Genomic DNA, 14,969 nt, shown 5'->3' on the forward strand with positions numbered 1-14,969 from the left:
CTTGCGTTTTGAGTTTCACATTTCTATGCTCATCAAAAAGGCTTTTTCTCGTAAGCAATGGCCTAATAATGGCAAACCATAAGAGTGGGGTAGGTGATGGGTGTTGCTAACATCATGTCTAAACGCGTAGTCAGTGTGCATATGGATGACAGCTTGCAGTCGCTCAGAGAACTATTTGCCGCGACTGGGTTTCATCATCTCGTCGTAGTGCATGATAACGAGCTCAAAGGTATTATTTCAGATCGTGATTTGATGAAAGCAGTCAGTCCTTTTGTAGATACCATTAGTGAGCGAATGTTGGACCGGGCGACCTTGGATAAGAAAGCGCATCAAATAATGACGCGAGAGGTCATCACACTTGAGCCTCACGATACTATTGTGAATGCAATCGAGCTGTTTAACAGTAACAAAATTTCATGTATTCCAATTGTAGACGATAAAAATCGACCTGTAGGCATGGTGTCTTGGCGTGATGTAATGCAGTTCATGCAGCAGCGAGTGCAATCGAAACGTTAGAGAATGACTGATAACAAATAGAAAGCGTGACCTTTACAGAAACAGCTTCAGTAAAGGTCACTCTCTTTTCGCTTGCTAATAGCGTGGTTAATTGTTGCGATAACTGGCTTTAAACATCAAGCTATAGAGGACCGGTACTGCAATTAGGGTTAGCACTGTCGCAAAGGCAAGCCCGCCCATAATGGTCACCGCCATGTCGGCAAAGAACGCATCAAACAGCAACGGCGCCATGCCAAGTATGGTAGTCACAGCCGCTAACGCCACAGGACGAACACGACTTAACGTTGCTTCAACAATGGCCTTGTGAATAACCAGCCCTTCTTCAATTTGAAGGTCGATTTCTTCAATAAGTACGATGGCGTTTTTAATGAGCATGCCAAACAGGCTCAAGAAACCCAGTAAAGACATAAAACCAAACGGCATGTCGGTTGACAATAATCCGGTCACCACACCCACAATTGCCATGGGTACCACAAGCCAGATGATAAGGGGCTGACGTGCATGACCAAAAAGCAAAACAGAGATAATGAACATTACTAGGAAGCCTGCTGGCAGGCCTGCTCCTAGCGCCTGTTGCGCTTCGCTAGAGCTCTCAAATTCACCACCCCATTCAAGTGAATAGCCCGGGGGTAAAGCAATACCTTCGATAACTGGTCGAATACGCGCAAGGGCTTTTGCCGCCGTTTCATTTTCGCCCGGCTCAGCTTCAACGGTTATGGTGCGCACGCGATCTTTTCTGTGAATGCGCATTTCTTCAGTCATGAGCTCCAGGCCTTGTGATACCTGCGTAAATGGGATGTATTGTCGCTGTTGTGTAGACCAGACCTGCGATTCGCGAATAGACTGAAGCTCGCTATCATCGCTATTACCCATTTTTGCAATAATGCTATACGCATAATCGCCGTCCTGAACCGTGCCTAAACGTACGCCACTACTTGCGTATTGTACGGTTTGGCTAAAGTCAGAATGCGAAACCCCTGCAATACCTGCATTGTAGTTATCGTACTGCGTATTAATAGCAAAGCCTTTTTCACGCCAGTTGTGACGTATGTCAATGACTTGTCCGTCCTCAAATAGTAGCGTTTTTGCTTGTTCGGCGAGGGTGCGCAGTACCTCGGTATCTGGGCCAGAAAAACGCGCTTCTAACTTAGCGCCTGCTCCTGGGCCAAACTGCATACGCTCCATGTAAAAATTAGCGTCTAGATCTAGACTATTGAGTCTGCCAGACAACGCTTGTTGAATTGCTGGAATGTTCTCAAGCGCGTTAGCTCGTACCATAAAAAACGCATAGTTTTCATTCGCACTTTTCGGCGCGTAGGTCAGGGTAAAACGGTCTGCTCCCTGACCGATAAACGTTGTCACAGCCGTTACATTGTCTAACTCGAGAATACGTTGTTCCGCTTCTTTGGCGATAGCTTCCGTTGCGCGAATATCCCGATCTTGCGGCCCCCAATAATGCACAAAAAACAACGGCGCGTTTGAAGGAGGGAAGAACCCTTGCTTCACCATGCCAAAGCTGCCATAAGCAACTACAGTAATAAGTACCAACACACCAATAGTTACCCAGCGAAGCTTCAATGCACCAACGAGCGCATTTTTGAACCAGCGTTGCATCAATGAAGGTGAAGCGTCGGAGGCTTGGCTCATGCCTTTTTTATAGAATTGCGCACCTAACACGGGAACTAATGTCACGGCCAATACCCAGCTAATCATGAGTGACACCAACACCACGGCGAATAATGAGTAAAGAAATTCGCCAGTTGCATCGTTAGACAAACCAATGCCCGAGAAGGCAGCAATACCGATTACCGTGGCGCCAAGTAGCGGCCACTGCGTGCGCTTTACAATAAAGCTGGCTGCTTCTTTGGCCGTAGCACCTGTCGCCATTCTTAGCATCATACCTTCGGCAACAACAATAGCGTTGTCAACCAACATACCCATGGCAATGACCATGGCACCTAATGAAATGCGCTGTAGTTGAATATCCATTAGCCACATTATTAAAATGGTGCCTAATACCGTCACAAGCAATACACTTCCAACGACAATACCTGAGCGCCACCCCATGAATAAACACAGAGTAAGCGTTACGACTGCTACCGACATTACGAGGTTATTGATAAAGCCATCAACCGACTCATCAACCACTGCGGCTTGATCGTAAATAGGTGTCAGAGTTATCCCAATAGGGAGCTGTTTTAATAGCGCATCGACTTTGGCATTAACACGGTTACCAACATCTACAATGTTCACATCGGTTAGGGCAGAAACACTTAGTGTTAATGCTTCCTCACCATTGTAGCGGACTAAAATAGGTTGAATATCCGCGGGTTCTAGTTTTAATGTCGCAACATCCGCAACGCGAATGGAACGGTTGGTACCCGGAACTACCAATGACAGGTTTGATATTTCTTCTAATCTGTCAGGCGCGCGTTCAACGACAATACGCACATTTTTTTCATCAACTTTTACCCGACCACCATTAAACGGACGAAGATTGTCTTGAAACAGTGAGGCGAGGTCGGGAAATGAAATTCCCAAGCCAGCAAGTTGATAGGGATTAATGTAGGCAACAATTTGTTCTTTTTGAACACCGGTAACATTGACTTTAGCGACACCTTCCGTAGTAAGTAGATCACGGCGAATAATGCGGGCAAATTCGCGAAGTTCTCTCGTGTCGAAATCAGGAGCGCTCAGCGCATAATACAAGCCATAAACATCGCCAAAATCGTCAAATACCACAGGCTCTTGTGCACCTGCTGGTAACGACGGTGTAGTATCGCGAAGGCGCTTTCTTAACTCGTCCCAAATTTGAGGCAGTAAATGGCTATCGTAGGTACTTTTTACCTCGACGGTAATTTCAGAACGACCCGGCGAAGAAACAGAAGTGACTTCTTTTAATTGTGGCATTTGTTGAATAGCAATTTCCAATCGCTCAGTGACTTCCCGCTCAACTTTTTCAGCACTTGCACCAGGGTAGGATGTGTACACTTTTACTTGCTTAATAGTAAAGGCTGGGTCTTCAAGTCGGCCAATTTTAGTCATTGCCAGCATGCCACCAAGCAGCAGTATAACGACCATTAGCCATACGTTGACGGGTTTATCTATGGAATAACGTGCAATATCCATAAACTACTTCTCTCCCTTGTAAGGAAGCACTTTCATACCGTTTCGCATTTGCGCAGCGCCTGCAGCCACTACTTGCTGACCCAACTGCACATTGCCTTCAATAATGGCAAGACTGTTTTCGATATGTTTCACACTAATTGATTGCTTTGAAACCTGTTGGGTTTTGTCGTCGTAAAGCCAAACCGCGAAACCGTTGTTCTCATCGCCAACTAGCGCTTTTACAGGTACAACTACGCCATCTGGATACAGCGTCCCTTGCAAGCTCACTTTAACCACGGCGCGCGCACCTGGGGTTAGCGGTAATTCATCTCTTGGTGCCATCGCAAACACGACTTCATAAGTTTGCGATACAGGGTCAGGTTGCGTTGAGTGCTCAACGTATTGAACGGGGTACCACTGACGTCTATTAGTGGCGAGTGTGGCACTGGCTTCTTTTATGCCTCTGCCAATATTGGCAGTAAGCAAACGCTCGGGCACATTAATATTGAAATAAATTTTTGATACATCTTGCAAGCGCGCAATTGCGGTACCTGATTTTACAAAACTGTTATTTTCTACCAGTCGCTGAGATACCTTGGCGTCAAAGGGAGCGTATAACTCTGTGTAGCTAAGATCTTGTTCAGCGTTTTTTAAATCGATTACCGCTAACTCGTATGATGTCATGGCTGAATCAAGCGCACTTTGTGCCACCAGCTTTTGGGCAAACATTTTTTCAATGCGATCAAGTTCTCTTTTAGCTTGCTCTAAGCGCGTTTTTGACTGTTCCACTCGTCTCTCAAAGGGTTTTCTATCAATTGAGGCTAGTAGCGTGCCTTTGGTGATATCACTGCCTGTCACCAAGTCAGTTTGTGTTAAGCGGCCCGACACTTCAAAACTAAGGTCAACGGTTTTTACCGCAGATACCACAGCGGGAAAGGTAAACTCATCAAAGTTAGGGATGGTTTCTATTGCGGCTAACTTGACGTATCGAGGTGTATTTTCCGTCTGTTCAACGGTTTTTTCAGACGTACAAGCAGTAAGCGTAATTGCACTGAAGACGCTCAACATGAGCACAAGAGGAAATCGTTTCATGGACATGGGCGTATGTAATCCATTAGTAAAGTGAAAATAGTATTGATAGTAAACGCATTAGGCATTTGATAACGTCGACGTCATAAATGTCTAAAGTAAACTGGTGAGTGCATTTTAATGTGGGCGCTTTGAAAAGTAAACTGTTCGGTGTAAAATGGCGGACAAGATAAATACGAGTACCTTTTATGACAGGCAATACCCGAACGCGCAGTGACTTGAAACGAGAAGCTATTATTCAGGCTGCTACGCAGGCTTTTCAGGAATATGGCGTGAACGGCACGAGTATGGATAAACTGGCAGAACTGGCCAATGTATCAAAGCGTACTGTGTATAATCACTTTTCGACAAAAGATGAGTTGGTCATGTACTTGGTCACACAGCAGTGGCAAAGTGCTATTTTAAACGTCACCACGCGGTATGACAGTGCAATAGCACTAGATGAACAATTACGTGATCTTATCTTGCAAGACATTGAGTTTATGGCCAGCGAAACCCATCTTGAACTTGCGCGCGTAGCTATAGGCCACTTCTTTTACGAGCCAGAAAAGCTTAAAGATGAAGTTGCCCAACTTAAGGCACAAGAAACCGCAATGCATCGTTGGTTAAAAGATGCCAAAGCAGACGGCAAAATGCGCTTCGACGAATTAGACAGGGTAGTTGAAGAGATTGACAGCTTAGTAAAGGGCCAGTGTTTTTGGCCGCAGTTGTTTAAAATTGAAGATGCCCTAAGCGACAAGGACAAACAGCGTGTCGCAGACAATACCGCAGCACTCATCCTGTGCCGCTATGCAATTTCCTAATGTGTTTGACCTTCGCTATTAAAACGTAAGGCAAAGGTCGACCCGCTTAACTCACATCTCTATATCTAAACTCACTCACAGCGCTTAAGAGCACAATATAAAGGCTTTTTCCTTTCACAATGCGTCATCATAACGGCTTGAGTTGTGTGCGAGTCGTTGCGCGTTTTTCTGTAAACCGCCACTTTTAACCATATATTGTCTTTTTACACGCTTATTTATTGCGCAATAAAGTAAAAATAAAAACAACATTCAAAAAAACTTACTTTGCCTCTCGTCAACAGCTTCATTTTTCTATATCATCTCAACCGAAAATGACAACGATTCTTATTAGCACTTAACTTGTTGGGTAAAGCGCCAGCTTTTCAGAGCACTAGTTCTCTATGCTATTTGCCACTTTGCCGTTTACCCAAAATATAAGACCTGTTTGAACACACGGAGATAGACATTGAAATTTAAACTTACGAGTATCGCTACGGCAGTATTGTTAAGCCCAGTTGCGCTGGCAGTTGATGTAGAAGATATCGAAAGAGTAACGATTAATGGTCAGTACCTTTCTGTAAACCAATCAAACTCAATCAAGAGCCCCACGCCAATTATTGATGTACCACAAAGTTTATCAATTATGACGTCTGAAGAGATTACAGCTCGCGGTATTACCAGCATTGGTCAGATCATTGATTACACACCAGGTGTAAACACGTCACAGGGTGAAGGTCACCGTGACTCTGTTGTGTTTCGTGGTGTGCGTTCAACAGCAGATTTCTATCTAGATGGTAACCGAGACGACGTTCAATACTACCGTGCACTCTACAATGTAGAACAGGTGGAAATTTTGCGTGGTCCAAACGCGTTGCTTTTCGGCCGTGGTGGTACAGGGGGTATTTTAAACCGCGTATCTAAGAAAGCGAAAACCGGCGAGCAGTTTGTAAATTACAATGTATCTGCCAATACCTTTGGCGCTTACAACCTGCAACTAGACACCAATATCGATACGGGCGATGAATCAGCAGTTCGCATCAACGCTATGTACGAAAGTTTAGAAAATCACCGTGATTTTTACGATGGCGACCGTTATGGCTTCAACCCTACAGCACGCTTAGAACTTAGCGATAATACTATTGTTGATTTGTCTTACGAGTATATTGATCACGAGCGTTTTATTGACCGTGGTATTCCAACAGGTGCCAATGGCGAACCAGTTGAAGCGTTTGAAGATATTGTGTTTGGCGATCCGGAAAATAACTATCAAACACTTGATGCTGACGTATTTCGCGCAAACCTTCAGCACAGATTTTCAGACAACCTGAAAGGTAACTTCAACGCATTTTACGGCGATTACGACAAAGTTTACGCAAACTTTTACGCTGCTGATTTCGATGCGCAAACCAATGTTGCTACGCTAGATGGTTACATTGATACTACACAGCGCGAAAACCTGATTTTATCGGCTAACTTGGTAGGTGAGTTTGAAACGGGTAGTTTTGAGCATACCGTGATTTTTGGTGGTGAAGTTATCAATACTAAGTCTAACCAAGATCGTTTCAATCCAGTATTTGATTCAACTGGCAACGATAAAGAGCGTTTTGCGGTAGAGCGCCCATTAAGCTTTAGAGGCCTTACAGGACTAATGCGGACGGTGAGACAGTAACAACCTCATTCTCAGCGCTTAACGATGACACCCATGTAGACTTGGACGTTTACTCTTTCTACGTACAAGACGAAATTGCTCTATCAGATAACTTTGATGTTGTTATCGGCGCGCGTTTCGATAGCTTCGATATTGAAGTGTTCGATGCACGTCCAGCGGTGTTAGAAACACGTAATCGCAAAGACGAAGAAGTATCACCACGTGCTGGTCTTGTATACAAACCACAAGAAAATATCTCAATTTATGCAAGCTACAGCGAGTCGTTCTTACCGCGAAGTGGTGAGCAATACGCAAATATCAATGGCGATGCTAACCAACTAGACCCAGATACGTTCACTAACCAAGAAATTGGTGTGAAATGGGATTTTGCGCAAGGCTTAAGCTTCACTGCAGCAATTTTTGAAAATGAGCAAAAATCACTAGATAACGATCCAAACGATCCAGAAGGTTTTGTAGAAGTAGACTCTGACGTATCGGGTTTTGAACTTCAATTCCAAGGCAACCTGACTGACAAATGGTACATTACTGCTAACTACAGCAACCTAGACGGCGAAAATGCTGATGGTGTTGAACTGCGTGAACTACCAGAAAATACATTGTCTGTATGGACAACGTATCAGGTTAATGATCTATTCGGTTTCGGTTTAGGTGCAACGTATCAAGACGAAAGCTATATTCTAACGGCAGAAAACTCGCCAGTATTGCCTAGCTACACCCGTGTAGATGCATCGGCATACTATGACTTAAGCGACAAAATGCGTTTGCAGCTTAACATTGAAAACCTAACTGATACGCTGTACTTCCCGAACGCACACTCTCGACATCAAGCTACAGTAGGTGCGCCTATTAATGCACGACTGTCGCTTGTAGGTTCGTTCTAATATCTGCGATGTAGATAGTTTATAGACGTAAAAAAGCCATTCGCTTGCGAATGGCTTTTTTGTTGGTCATGGCCATGAGCCTTTGCTGAAATTACCCGTTGTTGGCAAAATCAATCAAGGTCTGTCCATCCATTCTATAACCCAGCCATTCGCTTTTGGGTTTAGCGCCAAGCGAGTCGTAAAAATCTATTGCTGGCTTGTTCCAATCTAATACGCTCCATTCAAAGCGTCCGCAGTTGTTATCTACTGCAATTTTAGCGAGGTGTTTTAGCAGTGCCTTACCAGCACCTTGACCTCGTGACGAGGGTGATACATACAAGTCTTCTAAGTAAAGGCCATTTCTACCTTGCCACGTAGAATAATTGAAAAAGTAAACCGCAAATCCAATTGCCTGGCCGCTACTTTCGCAAATAACACAATGCGCTGTTGCGCCTTCGCCAAATAGCGTGGTGTGCAAATCAGCTTCTGTTGCTTCAACCTCATGCTCTGCTTTTTCATAAATAGCTAACTCTAAAATGAACTGGCGAATTTGGGCTACATCGTCGCTGGTGGCTTTTCTAATCGTTAACGTGTCAGTCATAAAAGGTCCAATAGTTGTTTTTCAAAAGGGTAGGGGTTTTAGCTCTAGAAGTCTAATGAAAGAAGGTTCAAACCATTTACGTTCTTACAAAAAAAATCGGCCGTGTAATAAGGCCGATTTTCAAAAGGTAATACGAACAGGCTTTATTAATCTATGCCTGACTGGGCTTGTGGCTCACCCATTGGATCGCTTGCACTACCGCTGTAAGGCGCTTTTTTACGTGACGTTAGTTTGCTTTTGACAAACGAGAATGGCCCCGCTAAATCAAGCAAAATAAGGTACAAGCACGGTACTAGTATCAAGGTTACCAAGGTAGCATAAAGTACTGCAAAACCAAGTGCAGCCGCCATTGGTATAACAAACGCGGCTTGTAGACTTGTCTCAAACAAGATGGGTAATACACCCGCAAACGTTGTGATAGATGTTAGGGTAATGGCCCTGAAGCGTGCTGTGCCTGCTTCAACCACTGCCTCTCTAACGCTATAGCCTTGTGCACGGCGCTGGTTTACAAAGTCCGTCATAACCAGTGAGTCGTTAATTACAACACCAGCCGCAGCTATAAGCCCGAATGTCGACATCATTGATAAGTCTAATCCTAGGAAGTAGTGCCCCCAGATAGCACCCGTTAGGCTAAATGGAATAACCGACATGATTATCAGTGGCTGTCCATAGCTTTTTAGTGGCACGGCTAGAAGGATGTATACCATTATCATTGCCGCAAGGAAAAACAGTATTTGCTCGTTTTGTTGCGCCTGCTGCTCTTCAATATCGCCACCGAGTTCTGTCATTGCAGAAGGAAACGACTCCTTAAGCTGAGGTAATAGCTTTTCTCTAATCTCAGTTACAACTTCGTTTGGCTCAACCTTTTCTTCATCAATGTTGCCCCAAATGTAAACGCTGCGATAACCACCTTCTCGGCGGATATAGCTAATACCTGGCTTTTCTTCAAGCGCAACGACATCACCCAGCATGACTTCTTCACCTTGCGGCGTTTTAATCAGTGTGTATTTAAGGTCTGCAAAACGTTCACGGGTAAGTTCAGGGTAGCGTACCATTACGCGCACTTCTTCACCGTTTCGGATGACGCGCTGCGCTTCACCACCGTAGAAACCCGCACCCACTTGTGACGCAATATTTGAAAGCGTTAGGCCCAAGTCATACGCCACTGGAAGCAAAGTCATTTGCACTTCTTTGCTTGGTGGGTCAATGGTTGAACTTACGTCAAATAATCCGTCTTGCTGCTGCAGCATTTCAATAAATTTAAGGCCTGCTGCGTTAAGCGTATCAATATCTGGACCAAACAACAGGTAACCAAATTCACCGTCATCGCCATTGCCGTTTACATCATCAATAACCGTAAACGATTTCATCCCTGAAATTTCCGGAATAGCTTCACGCCAGCGACGAGCGAGTTCAAAGGTGTCGATAGGACGGTCTTCTTCATTCACTAGCGGTGCTAAAATACGGCCTTCAGTGCGCTCATCGTTAAATGCAAGTCGATCGCGGATCATGCCTGTACCAAATTCGTCGACAATATCTTGCTCAACTTTCAAAATAGTCTGCTCAACAATTTTCAGCGCGGTAATGGTTGCTTCATCTGACACGTTTTCGTTCATTTCAATACGAACACTTGGGAAATCGTGTGGCACTTTAGGGTTGGGCACCATACGCACATAGTTAGCATTGATAAGACCAAAACTTAGCATAAGCAGTGCAATAAACATCATTAGTACTGCCCAGCGCCATTCAATTGCGCGCTCAACGGTACGCTTGTACGGGCCGTTTACAAACTTAAAAAAGTTCTTGTTAAAACGCGAACGCCAACTGGTCGGTTTAACTGGTGAAAAGCGCGTATGCGCCAAATGCGCAGGCAAAATAAGCTTCGACTCAATCAAACTGAACGCCAAGCACAAAATAACAACCACAGAAATGTTGTAGAAGAAGGCACCTTCAGGGCCGCTGCTTAAAGTAAACGGCGCAAATACTGCGATAGTGGTCAATACGCCAAACGTTGCAGGTGTAGCAACCCGTTTCGCTCCGCGAATAACATTATCAATACCGCCGCCCTTACTCTCAATTTCAGTGTAGGCGCTTTCCCCTATAACAATGGCATCATCTACCACAATACCTAATACCATGATAAATGCGAACAGCGACAGAATGTTAATACTCACACCAAATAACGGCATCATCATCATTGCGCCTAAAAAGCACACGGGTAAGCCAATCATTACCCACAACGCAAGCCTAAAGCGTAAGAAAAGCGTTAGCATGAAGGCAACGAGCACAGAACCCTGCATAAGGTTGGACAGCATCATGTCTAAACGCGCATTGAGGTAATAGGTCATATCAACCAATACTTCTAAGCTAATACCTTGTGGTAGCTTTTCATTTTTCTGCTCGATGTAGGCTTTTACTGTTTCCGCTACCGGAATGGTGTCTTGCGATTTTGTCGCTTTAACCGCGATATAAATCGCGTTCATGCCGTTGTATTTGAAATACCGCTCGCCTTCTACAAAACCATCATTAATGTACGCAACATCACCAAGGGTAACTTTAGCGCCAGCATTGCCTATTTTGATAGGGATTTGTCTGAACTCTTCACCATTGTAATACTGGTTTTCTACACGAACAGAAACAATTCCTGAATTAGTGCGTAACTGGCCGGCAGAGATATTCGCAGAATAGCTGTTAATCGCTTGGGTAATATCAGAAATGTTGATGCCGTATTTACGCAACGTATCGGGTTTAATCTCTATTGCTATTTCATCGCTTGGTGCCGACACTTGTACCAGTGAGATAGAGCCAAGCTGTAGCAGTTCATCCTCAACTTCTTTTGCCAATAATTTGAGTTCAGAAAGGGGAAGGTCGCCCACCAATGGCATTTCAATCACTTGTTGCTGAAACTCAACTTGTGAAACGTTAACGGGCTCCATACCAGCTGGGAAGGTTGCGATACTGTCAACGCGAAGTTTTACCTTATCCAATACGTCAGTAAGTTCAGCTTTGGTGTCAACTTCAAGTGTAACTGCACCGCCGCCACGTCTAGCGCGCGATACTGTACGTTTTATCTCAGTTACATCTTTTAGTGCTTCTTCTACCTTAATGAAGATACTTTCTTCAATTTCTTGAGGCGAAGCACCTGGATACGTAGCTTCAACGTTAATATAGTTAATTTCGATGTTGGGAAACATCTGACGTTGAATGGTGAGATAGCTTGCTATACCCATAATGATGATAAAAATCATCAGTAAGTTTGCGGCAACTGAGTTGCGCGCAAACCAAGAGATAATGCCGTGTTGAGTGTCGTTGTGGTTTTCCATGACAGCGCCCTTAGTTTGTTTGTGCTGTCACAAGGTCAGAAGAATTTTCGATAACTTTTACCGCCATACCGTCTTGTGGGTATTCAGGCAGCGTCATGACCACCTTACTAGCGTTAAACTCACCTTGAATTAAAAAGTCACCGTTTTCTTCACGAATTACTTTAACCTTGTGGGAGGTCAATTTGTTGTCCTCATCGAGGGTCCATAGTTTGCGATTGGTCACAAGCTCTTGAGGCACGCGATAAACGTCACTTAAGGTTTTACCTTCAAATGAAATCGTGCTGTATGAACCAAACTTAACAATGGGTTTGGTTGTGTTGATGGCGTATGGATCTTCAATACGCGCTACAAAATAGCTCATGCGAGTATTGTTATCGATAACACCCGTATCACGATGAATAGTGCCTTTAACCGTTGCGCCTTGTACGTCATCGACTTCAATAGCGATATCGCTACCTATTGTATTGTCGGCAAGAAACAGTCTGTCAAATCCGGCAACAGGGAAGGTGATTTCGGCGTACTCAATGTTGTTGATCACTGCAACAGGGCTGCCTTGGGTTACATAGTCACCCGTACTGATGTTACGCGACACTATCAGTGCGTCGTAAGGTGCTTTAACTTTACAGTTATCAAGATCTCGCTTGGCAATTTTTAGTTGCGCTTCAGCCGATTTAACACCCGCTTGCGCGCTCATTACTTGCGGTTTACGCAGGTACAGGTCGGTTACACGAGCATCAGGCATGGTTTTCGCCTCTCTCGCTGCGACATCAGCCTGCGCTTCCTCTTGAATAAGTTGCGCTTTGGCACTAGCCAAATTAGCTTCTGCCAACAGCAAAGCCGCCTCATAGGCATCTTGCTCGATTGAGAAAAGAGTTTCACCGCGGCGAACCAAGCCGCCTGATACAAATTTAGGGTTCCAGCTCTCAACTTCGCCCGATACTTGGGCGGCCAAATTAGTGGTTTCTAAGGGCGTAATTTCACCATATGACGTTAACCTTACACGAACATCCTCAGGAGAAAGCGATTCAATGGTAACGGTTGGGCGAGTGTCTACTTCCTCTTTAATTGCAGAGTCTGACGCAGAGGCCTCTATACCTTTCATCCCCAGGTAACCAGCAATAAAGACACCGACTGGCAGTGCAATTCTCATCCATTTCATAACCAATTCTACTTTAGTATCAAAATCAGGCTACAGTGTAGCGCTAAACTGTTTCAAAGATATAGTGCAAATGTAACGAAACATGAGTCAATTTTGTGTAAAGAGTGATAAAGGAAAAGGTAAAACTAAGACTGATTTTCCAGTGAAGAGAAAGCGCTTACTTTGTTTCTGCCCGTATCCTTAGCGTGATAAAGGGCTTTATCCGCTTGTTTGATGGCGAAGGCGACGGTATTTGTAAGGTTAACCTCACACACACCAAAGCTACTACTTACGTGCATTTCAACGTCATTGATATGCAGTGGTGTAGTGTTTAACTTCTTTCTAATAAGCTCAAGCGCCTTGAGTGCCTCAGCTTCATTGGTCTCGGGAAAAATAAACATAAATTCTTCACCGCCCCAGCGTGCCAGTATGTCTTGCCCGCGAATGCGAGAAGTAAATAAGTTTGAAATTTGTTTCAATACTTCGTCGCCCTGTTCATGACCTAACGTATCATTAATGCTTTTAAAGCGGTCAATATCAGCGATAGCAATAGAGAAAGACGTTTTATTGCGCTGCAGACGGGCGTATTCCCTTTCAAGACACTGCTGGGCACCGCGTCTATTGAGTAGTTTTGTGAGATGATCGTGATTCGCTTGGCGCTCGAATTGTTCTTTCAAATGAAGCGCCGTGTCGTAGCTTTTTTGTCGACTGTATTCATAAAAGGCTGAAAGAAACGATACCGTTAAAAATGAATAAAGCAGTCGTGTCTTAAACGCATAGGTATAATTGGTTAGTAGTAAAACATCGCCCAAAGCGAAGAGTATTACGGCGCTCACCACCGTATAGGCCAGTAGCGCTAACAGCCCTCTTTTGAAACCTGCAAAAAACATCGTTACAGGTGGCACCAGGTATATCCACAACGGCCCTGTATTGTCTTTTCCGCCTGTAATAAGGAGCAAAAGAGTTAATACCATCAAGCACGAAATTAACAGTGTGATAGAAGCTGTTCTTGCTTTGGCCGACTTAAAACGAACTTGTAATTGTTGCGAAACGGCAAAAATTGTACTGGCGATAAGTAACGTAATCGCCAATGACAGTTCTTGAGCAAACAGGGCACGCATACCTAATAAAAAGGTAATAGACATGCCAACTGCAGCGAATAAGTTTACAACGACTATTCGCCGGTTTGTTTCATCTCTATAACGGTGACTTACACCACTGTAAACGTATTGTTTGATGCGACTTAGCATAACCTAGTCAATTTTACCTACTTCGGTTGCAACTGTTTCAGCCAACTTATCAATGGCATGTCTCATGGCATCAATACTTGCTGAAAAGCCATCATTTTCTAAATCAGTGCGTAGATCAAACGTGAAATGCGTTAATTCATCCATTGACGACGTAATAACATAGTCGCCAGTGAAGGTAACCTCACCCTTATGGGTGCTAACAAAATCGGTTACATGCAGCGAAACGTGTATGGCTGCCTTACCGTCGTAGTGGTCGGCGCGTAGAAGTTTAACATTGCGGCTTGCTAGCGCTTGTTTTAGCGACTTAGTCAAACCTTCTTCAACGGGCTCTGCCCATAAATGTTTGGTCGAAATATGCAAATTGGTGTCACTGGTTTGATAAACCAAACCACGGTGCTTCAAGTATTCAGGCAACGTGATTCTGTCAATGATTACCAATTTGGCGGACGTTGGGTAGGTTTCACTCATTGCGCCTGAAGACGGTGAGTGTAATAGGTAGTAGGTTAAGGAACTAGGCGTGCTGCTACACGCCATCAAACTGCAAATAGTGATGCACAATAGGCTCCATTTGTTAAATGTAATGCCCTTTAAGCGGGGTACTGTAATTCGCTTGAGTATCATGTTCGTTATTCC

The 14,969-nt window shown here is 44.3% G+C and carries 10 protein-coding genes and 1 pseudogene; 4 read left to right on the top strand and 7 right to left on the bottom strand.

Annotated features, from left to right (window positions below; all coding sequences use genetic code 11):
* Positions 1-96: 96 nt before the first annotated feature.
* Entirely contained in the window at positions 97-516 is a 420-nt protein-coding gene (locus tag LHL20_RS07080) for a CBS domain-containing protein (protein ID WP_226432831.1), read from the top strand.
* Positions 517-603: 87 nt separating this feature from the next.
* On the opposite strand, the gene LHL20_RS07085 is transcribed toward LHL20_RS07080, so the two are convergent.
* Together LHL20_RS07085 and LHL20_RS07090 are read right to left on the bottom strand one after the other, a co-directional pair.
* Positions 604-3,645, bottom strand: a complete 3,042-nt coding sequence (locus LHL20_RS07085) for an efflux RND transporter permease subunit (RefSeq protein WP_226432788.1) — start codon at positions 3,643-3,645, stop codon at positions 604-606.
* A gap of 3 nt (positions 3,646-3,648) precedes the next feature.
* A complete protein-coding gene (locus LHL20_RS07090) occupies positions 3,649-4,716 on the bottom strand; it encodes an efflux RND transporter periplasmic adaptor subunit (protein WP_226432832.1) in 1,068 nt (355 codons plus the stop codon).
* Between the two features lie 185 nt (positions 4,717-4,901).
* Here LHL20_RS07090 and LHL20_RS07095 point away from each other — a divergent pair, with 185 nt between their 5' ends.
* The 3 genes and pseudogenes from LHL20_RS07095 to LHL20_RS07105 form a co-directional block, all read left to right on the top strand.
* On the top strand, positions 4,902-5,516 hold the full coding sequence (locus tag LHL20_RS07095; RefSeq protein ID WP_226432789.1) for a TetR/AcrR family transcriptional regulator: 615 nt from the start codon (positions 4,902-4,904) through the stop codon (positions 5,514-5,516).
* 445 nt (positions 5,517-5,961) lie between these two features.
* Complete coding sequence (locus LHL20_RS07100; protein ID WP_226432790.1) at positions 5,962-7,164, top strand: TonB-dependent receptor; 1,203 nt, start codon at positions 5,962-5,964, stop codon at positions 7,162-7,164.
* Between the two features lie 29 nt (positions 7,165-7,193).
* A pseudogene (locus LHL20_RS07105) lies at positions 7,194-8,045 on the top strand (TonB-dependent receptor); the annotation flags it as partial.
* Positions 8,046-8,136: 91 nt separating this feature from the next.
* On the opposite strand, the gene LHL20_RS07110 reads toward LHL20_RS07105, so the two are convergent.
* From LHL20_RS07110 to LHL20_RS07130, 5 genes are all read right to left on the bottom strand, one after another.
* Positions 8,137-8,625: a GNAT family N-acetyltransferase gene (locus LHL20_RS07110; RefSeq protein ID WP_226432791.1), complete on the bottom strand. Its 489-nt coding sequence runs from the start codon at positions 8,623-8,625 to the stop codon at positions 8,137-8,139.
* A gap of 146 nt (positions 8,626-8,771) precedes the next feature.
* Positions 8,772-11,948: an efflux RND transporter permease subunit gene (locus tag LHL20_RS07115; protein WP_226432792.1), complete on the bottom strand. Its 3,177-nt coding sequence runs from the start codon at positions 11,946-11,948 to the stop codon at positions 8,772-8,774.
* Between the two features lie 10 nt (positions 11,949-11,958).
* Positions 11,959-13,107 (bottom strand): efflux RND transporter periplasmic adaptor subunit, encoded by a 1,149-nt coding sequence (locus LHL20_RS07120; protein WP_226432793.1) that lies wholly within the window; start codon positions 13,105-13,107, stop codon positions 11,959-11,961.
* Between the two features lie 125 nt (positions 13,108-13,232).
* Positions 13,233-14,231 carry a GGDEF domain-containing protein gene (locus LHL20_RS07125; RefSeq protein ID WP_226432794.1) on the bottom strand — a complete coding sequence of 333 codons (999 nt, stop codon included), beginning with the start codon at positions 14,229-14,231 and terminating at the stop codon, positions 13,233-13,235.
* A gap of 108 nt (positions 14,232-14,339) precedes the next feature.
* Positions 14,340-14,957, bottom strand: coding sequence for a PqiC family protein (locus LHL20_RS07130; RefSeq protein WP_226432795.1), 618 nt, complete (start codon positions 14,955-14,957; stop codon positions 14,340-14,342).
* Positions 14,958-14,969 lie beyond the last annotated feature (12 nt).

Source organism: Alteromonas sp. McT4-15, from assembly GCF_020515205.1.
GTDB lineage: Bacteria > Pseudomonadota > Gammaproteobacteria > Enterobacterales > Alteromonadaceae > Alteromonas.

Bases quoted from the DNA above. Each gene is read 5' to 3' on its own strand.
- LHL20_RS07110 (WP_226432791.1), bottom strand. From the start codon at position 8,625: ATGACTGACACGTTAACGATTAGAAAAGCCACCAGCGACGATGTAGCC.
- LHL20_RS07080 (WP_226432831.1), top strand. From the start codon at position 97: ATGGGTGTTGCTAACATCATGTCTAAACGCGTAGTCAGTGTGCATATG.
- LHL20_RS07115 (WP_226432792.1), bottom strand. From the start codon at position 11,948: ATGGAAAACCACAACGACACTCAACACGGCATTATCTCTTGGTTTGCG.
- LHL20_RS07120 (WP_226432793.1), bottom strand. From the start codon at position 13,107: ATGAAATGGATGAGAATTGCACTGCCAGTCGGTGTCTTTATTGCTGGT.
- LHL20_RS07085 (WP_226432788.1), bottom strand. From the start codon at position 3,645: ATGGATATTGCACGTTATTCCATAGATAAACCCGTCAACGTATGGCTA.
- LHL20_RS07125 (WP_226432794.1), bottom strand. From the start codon at position 14,231: ATGTCTATTACCTTTTTATTAGGTATGCGTGCCCTGTTTGCTCAAGAA.
- LHL20_RS07130 (WP_226432795.1), bottom strand. From the start codon at position 14,957: ATGATACTCAAGCGAATTACAGTACCCCGCTTAAAGGGCATTACATTT.
- LHL20_RS07090 (WP_226432832.1), bottom strand. From the start codon at position 4,716: ATGAAACGATTTCCTCTTGTGCTCATGTTGAGCGTCTTCAGTGCAATT.
- LHL20_RS07095 (WP_226432789.1), top strand. From the start codon at position 4,902: ATGACAGGCAATACCCGAACGCGCAGTGACTTGAAACGAGAAGCTATT.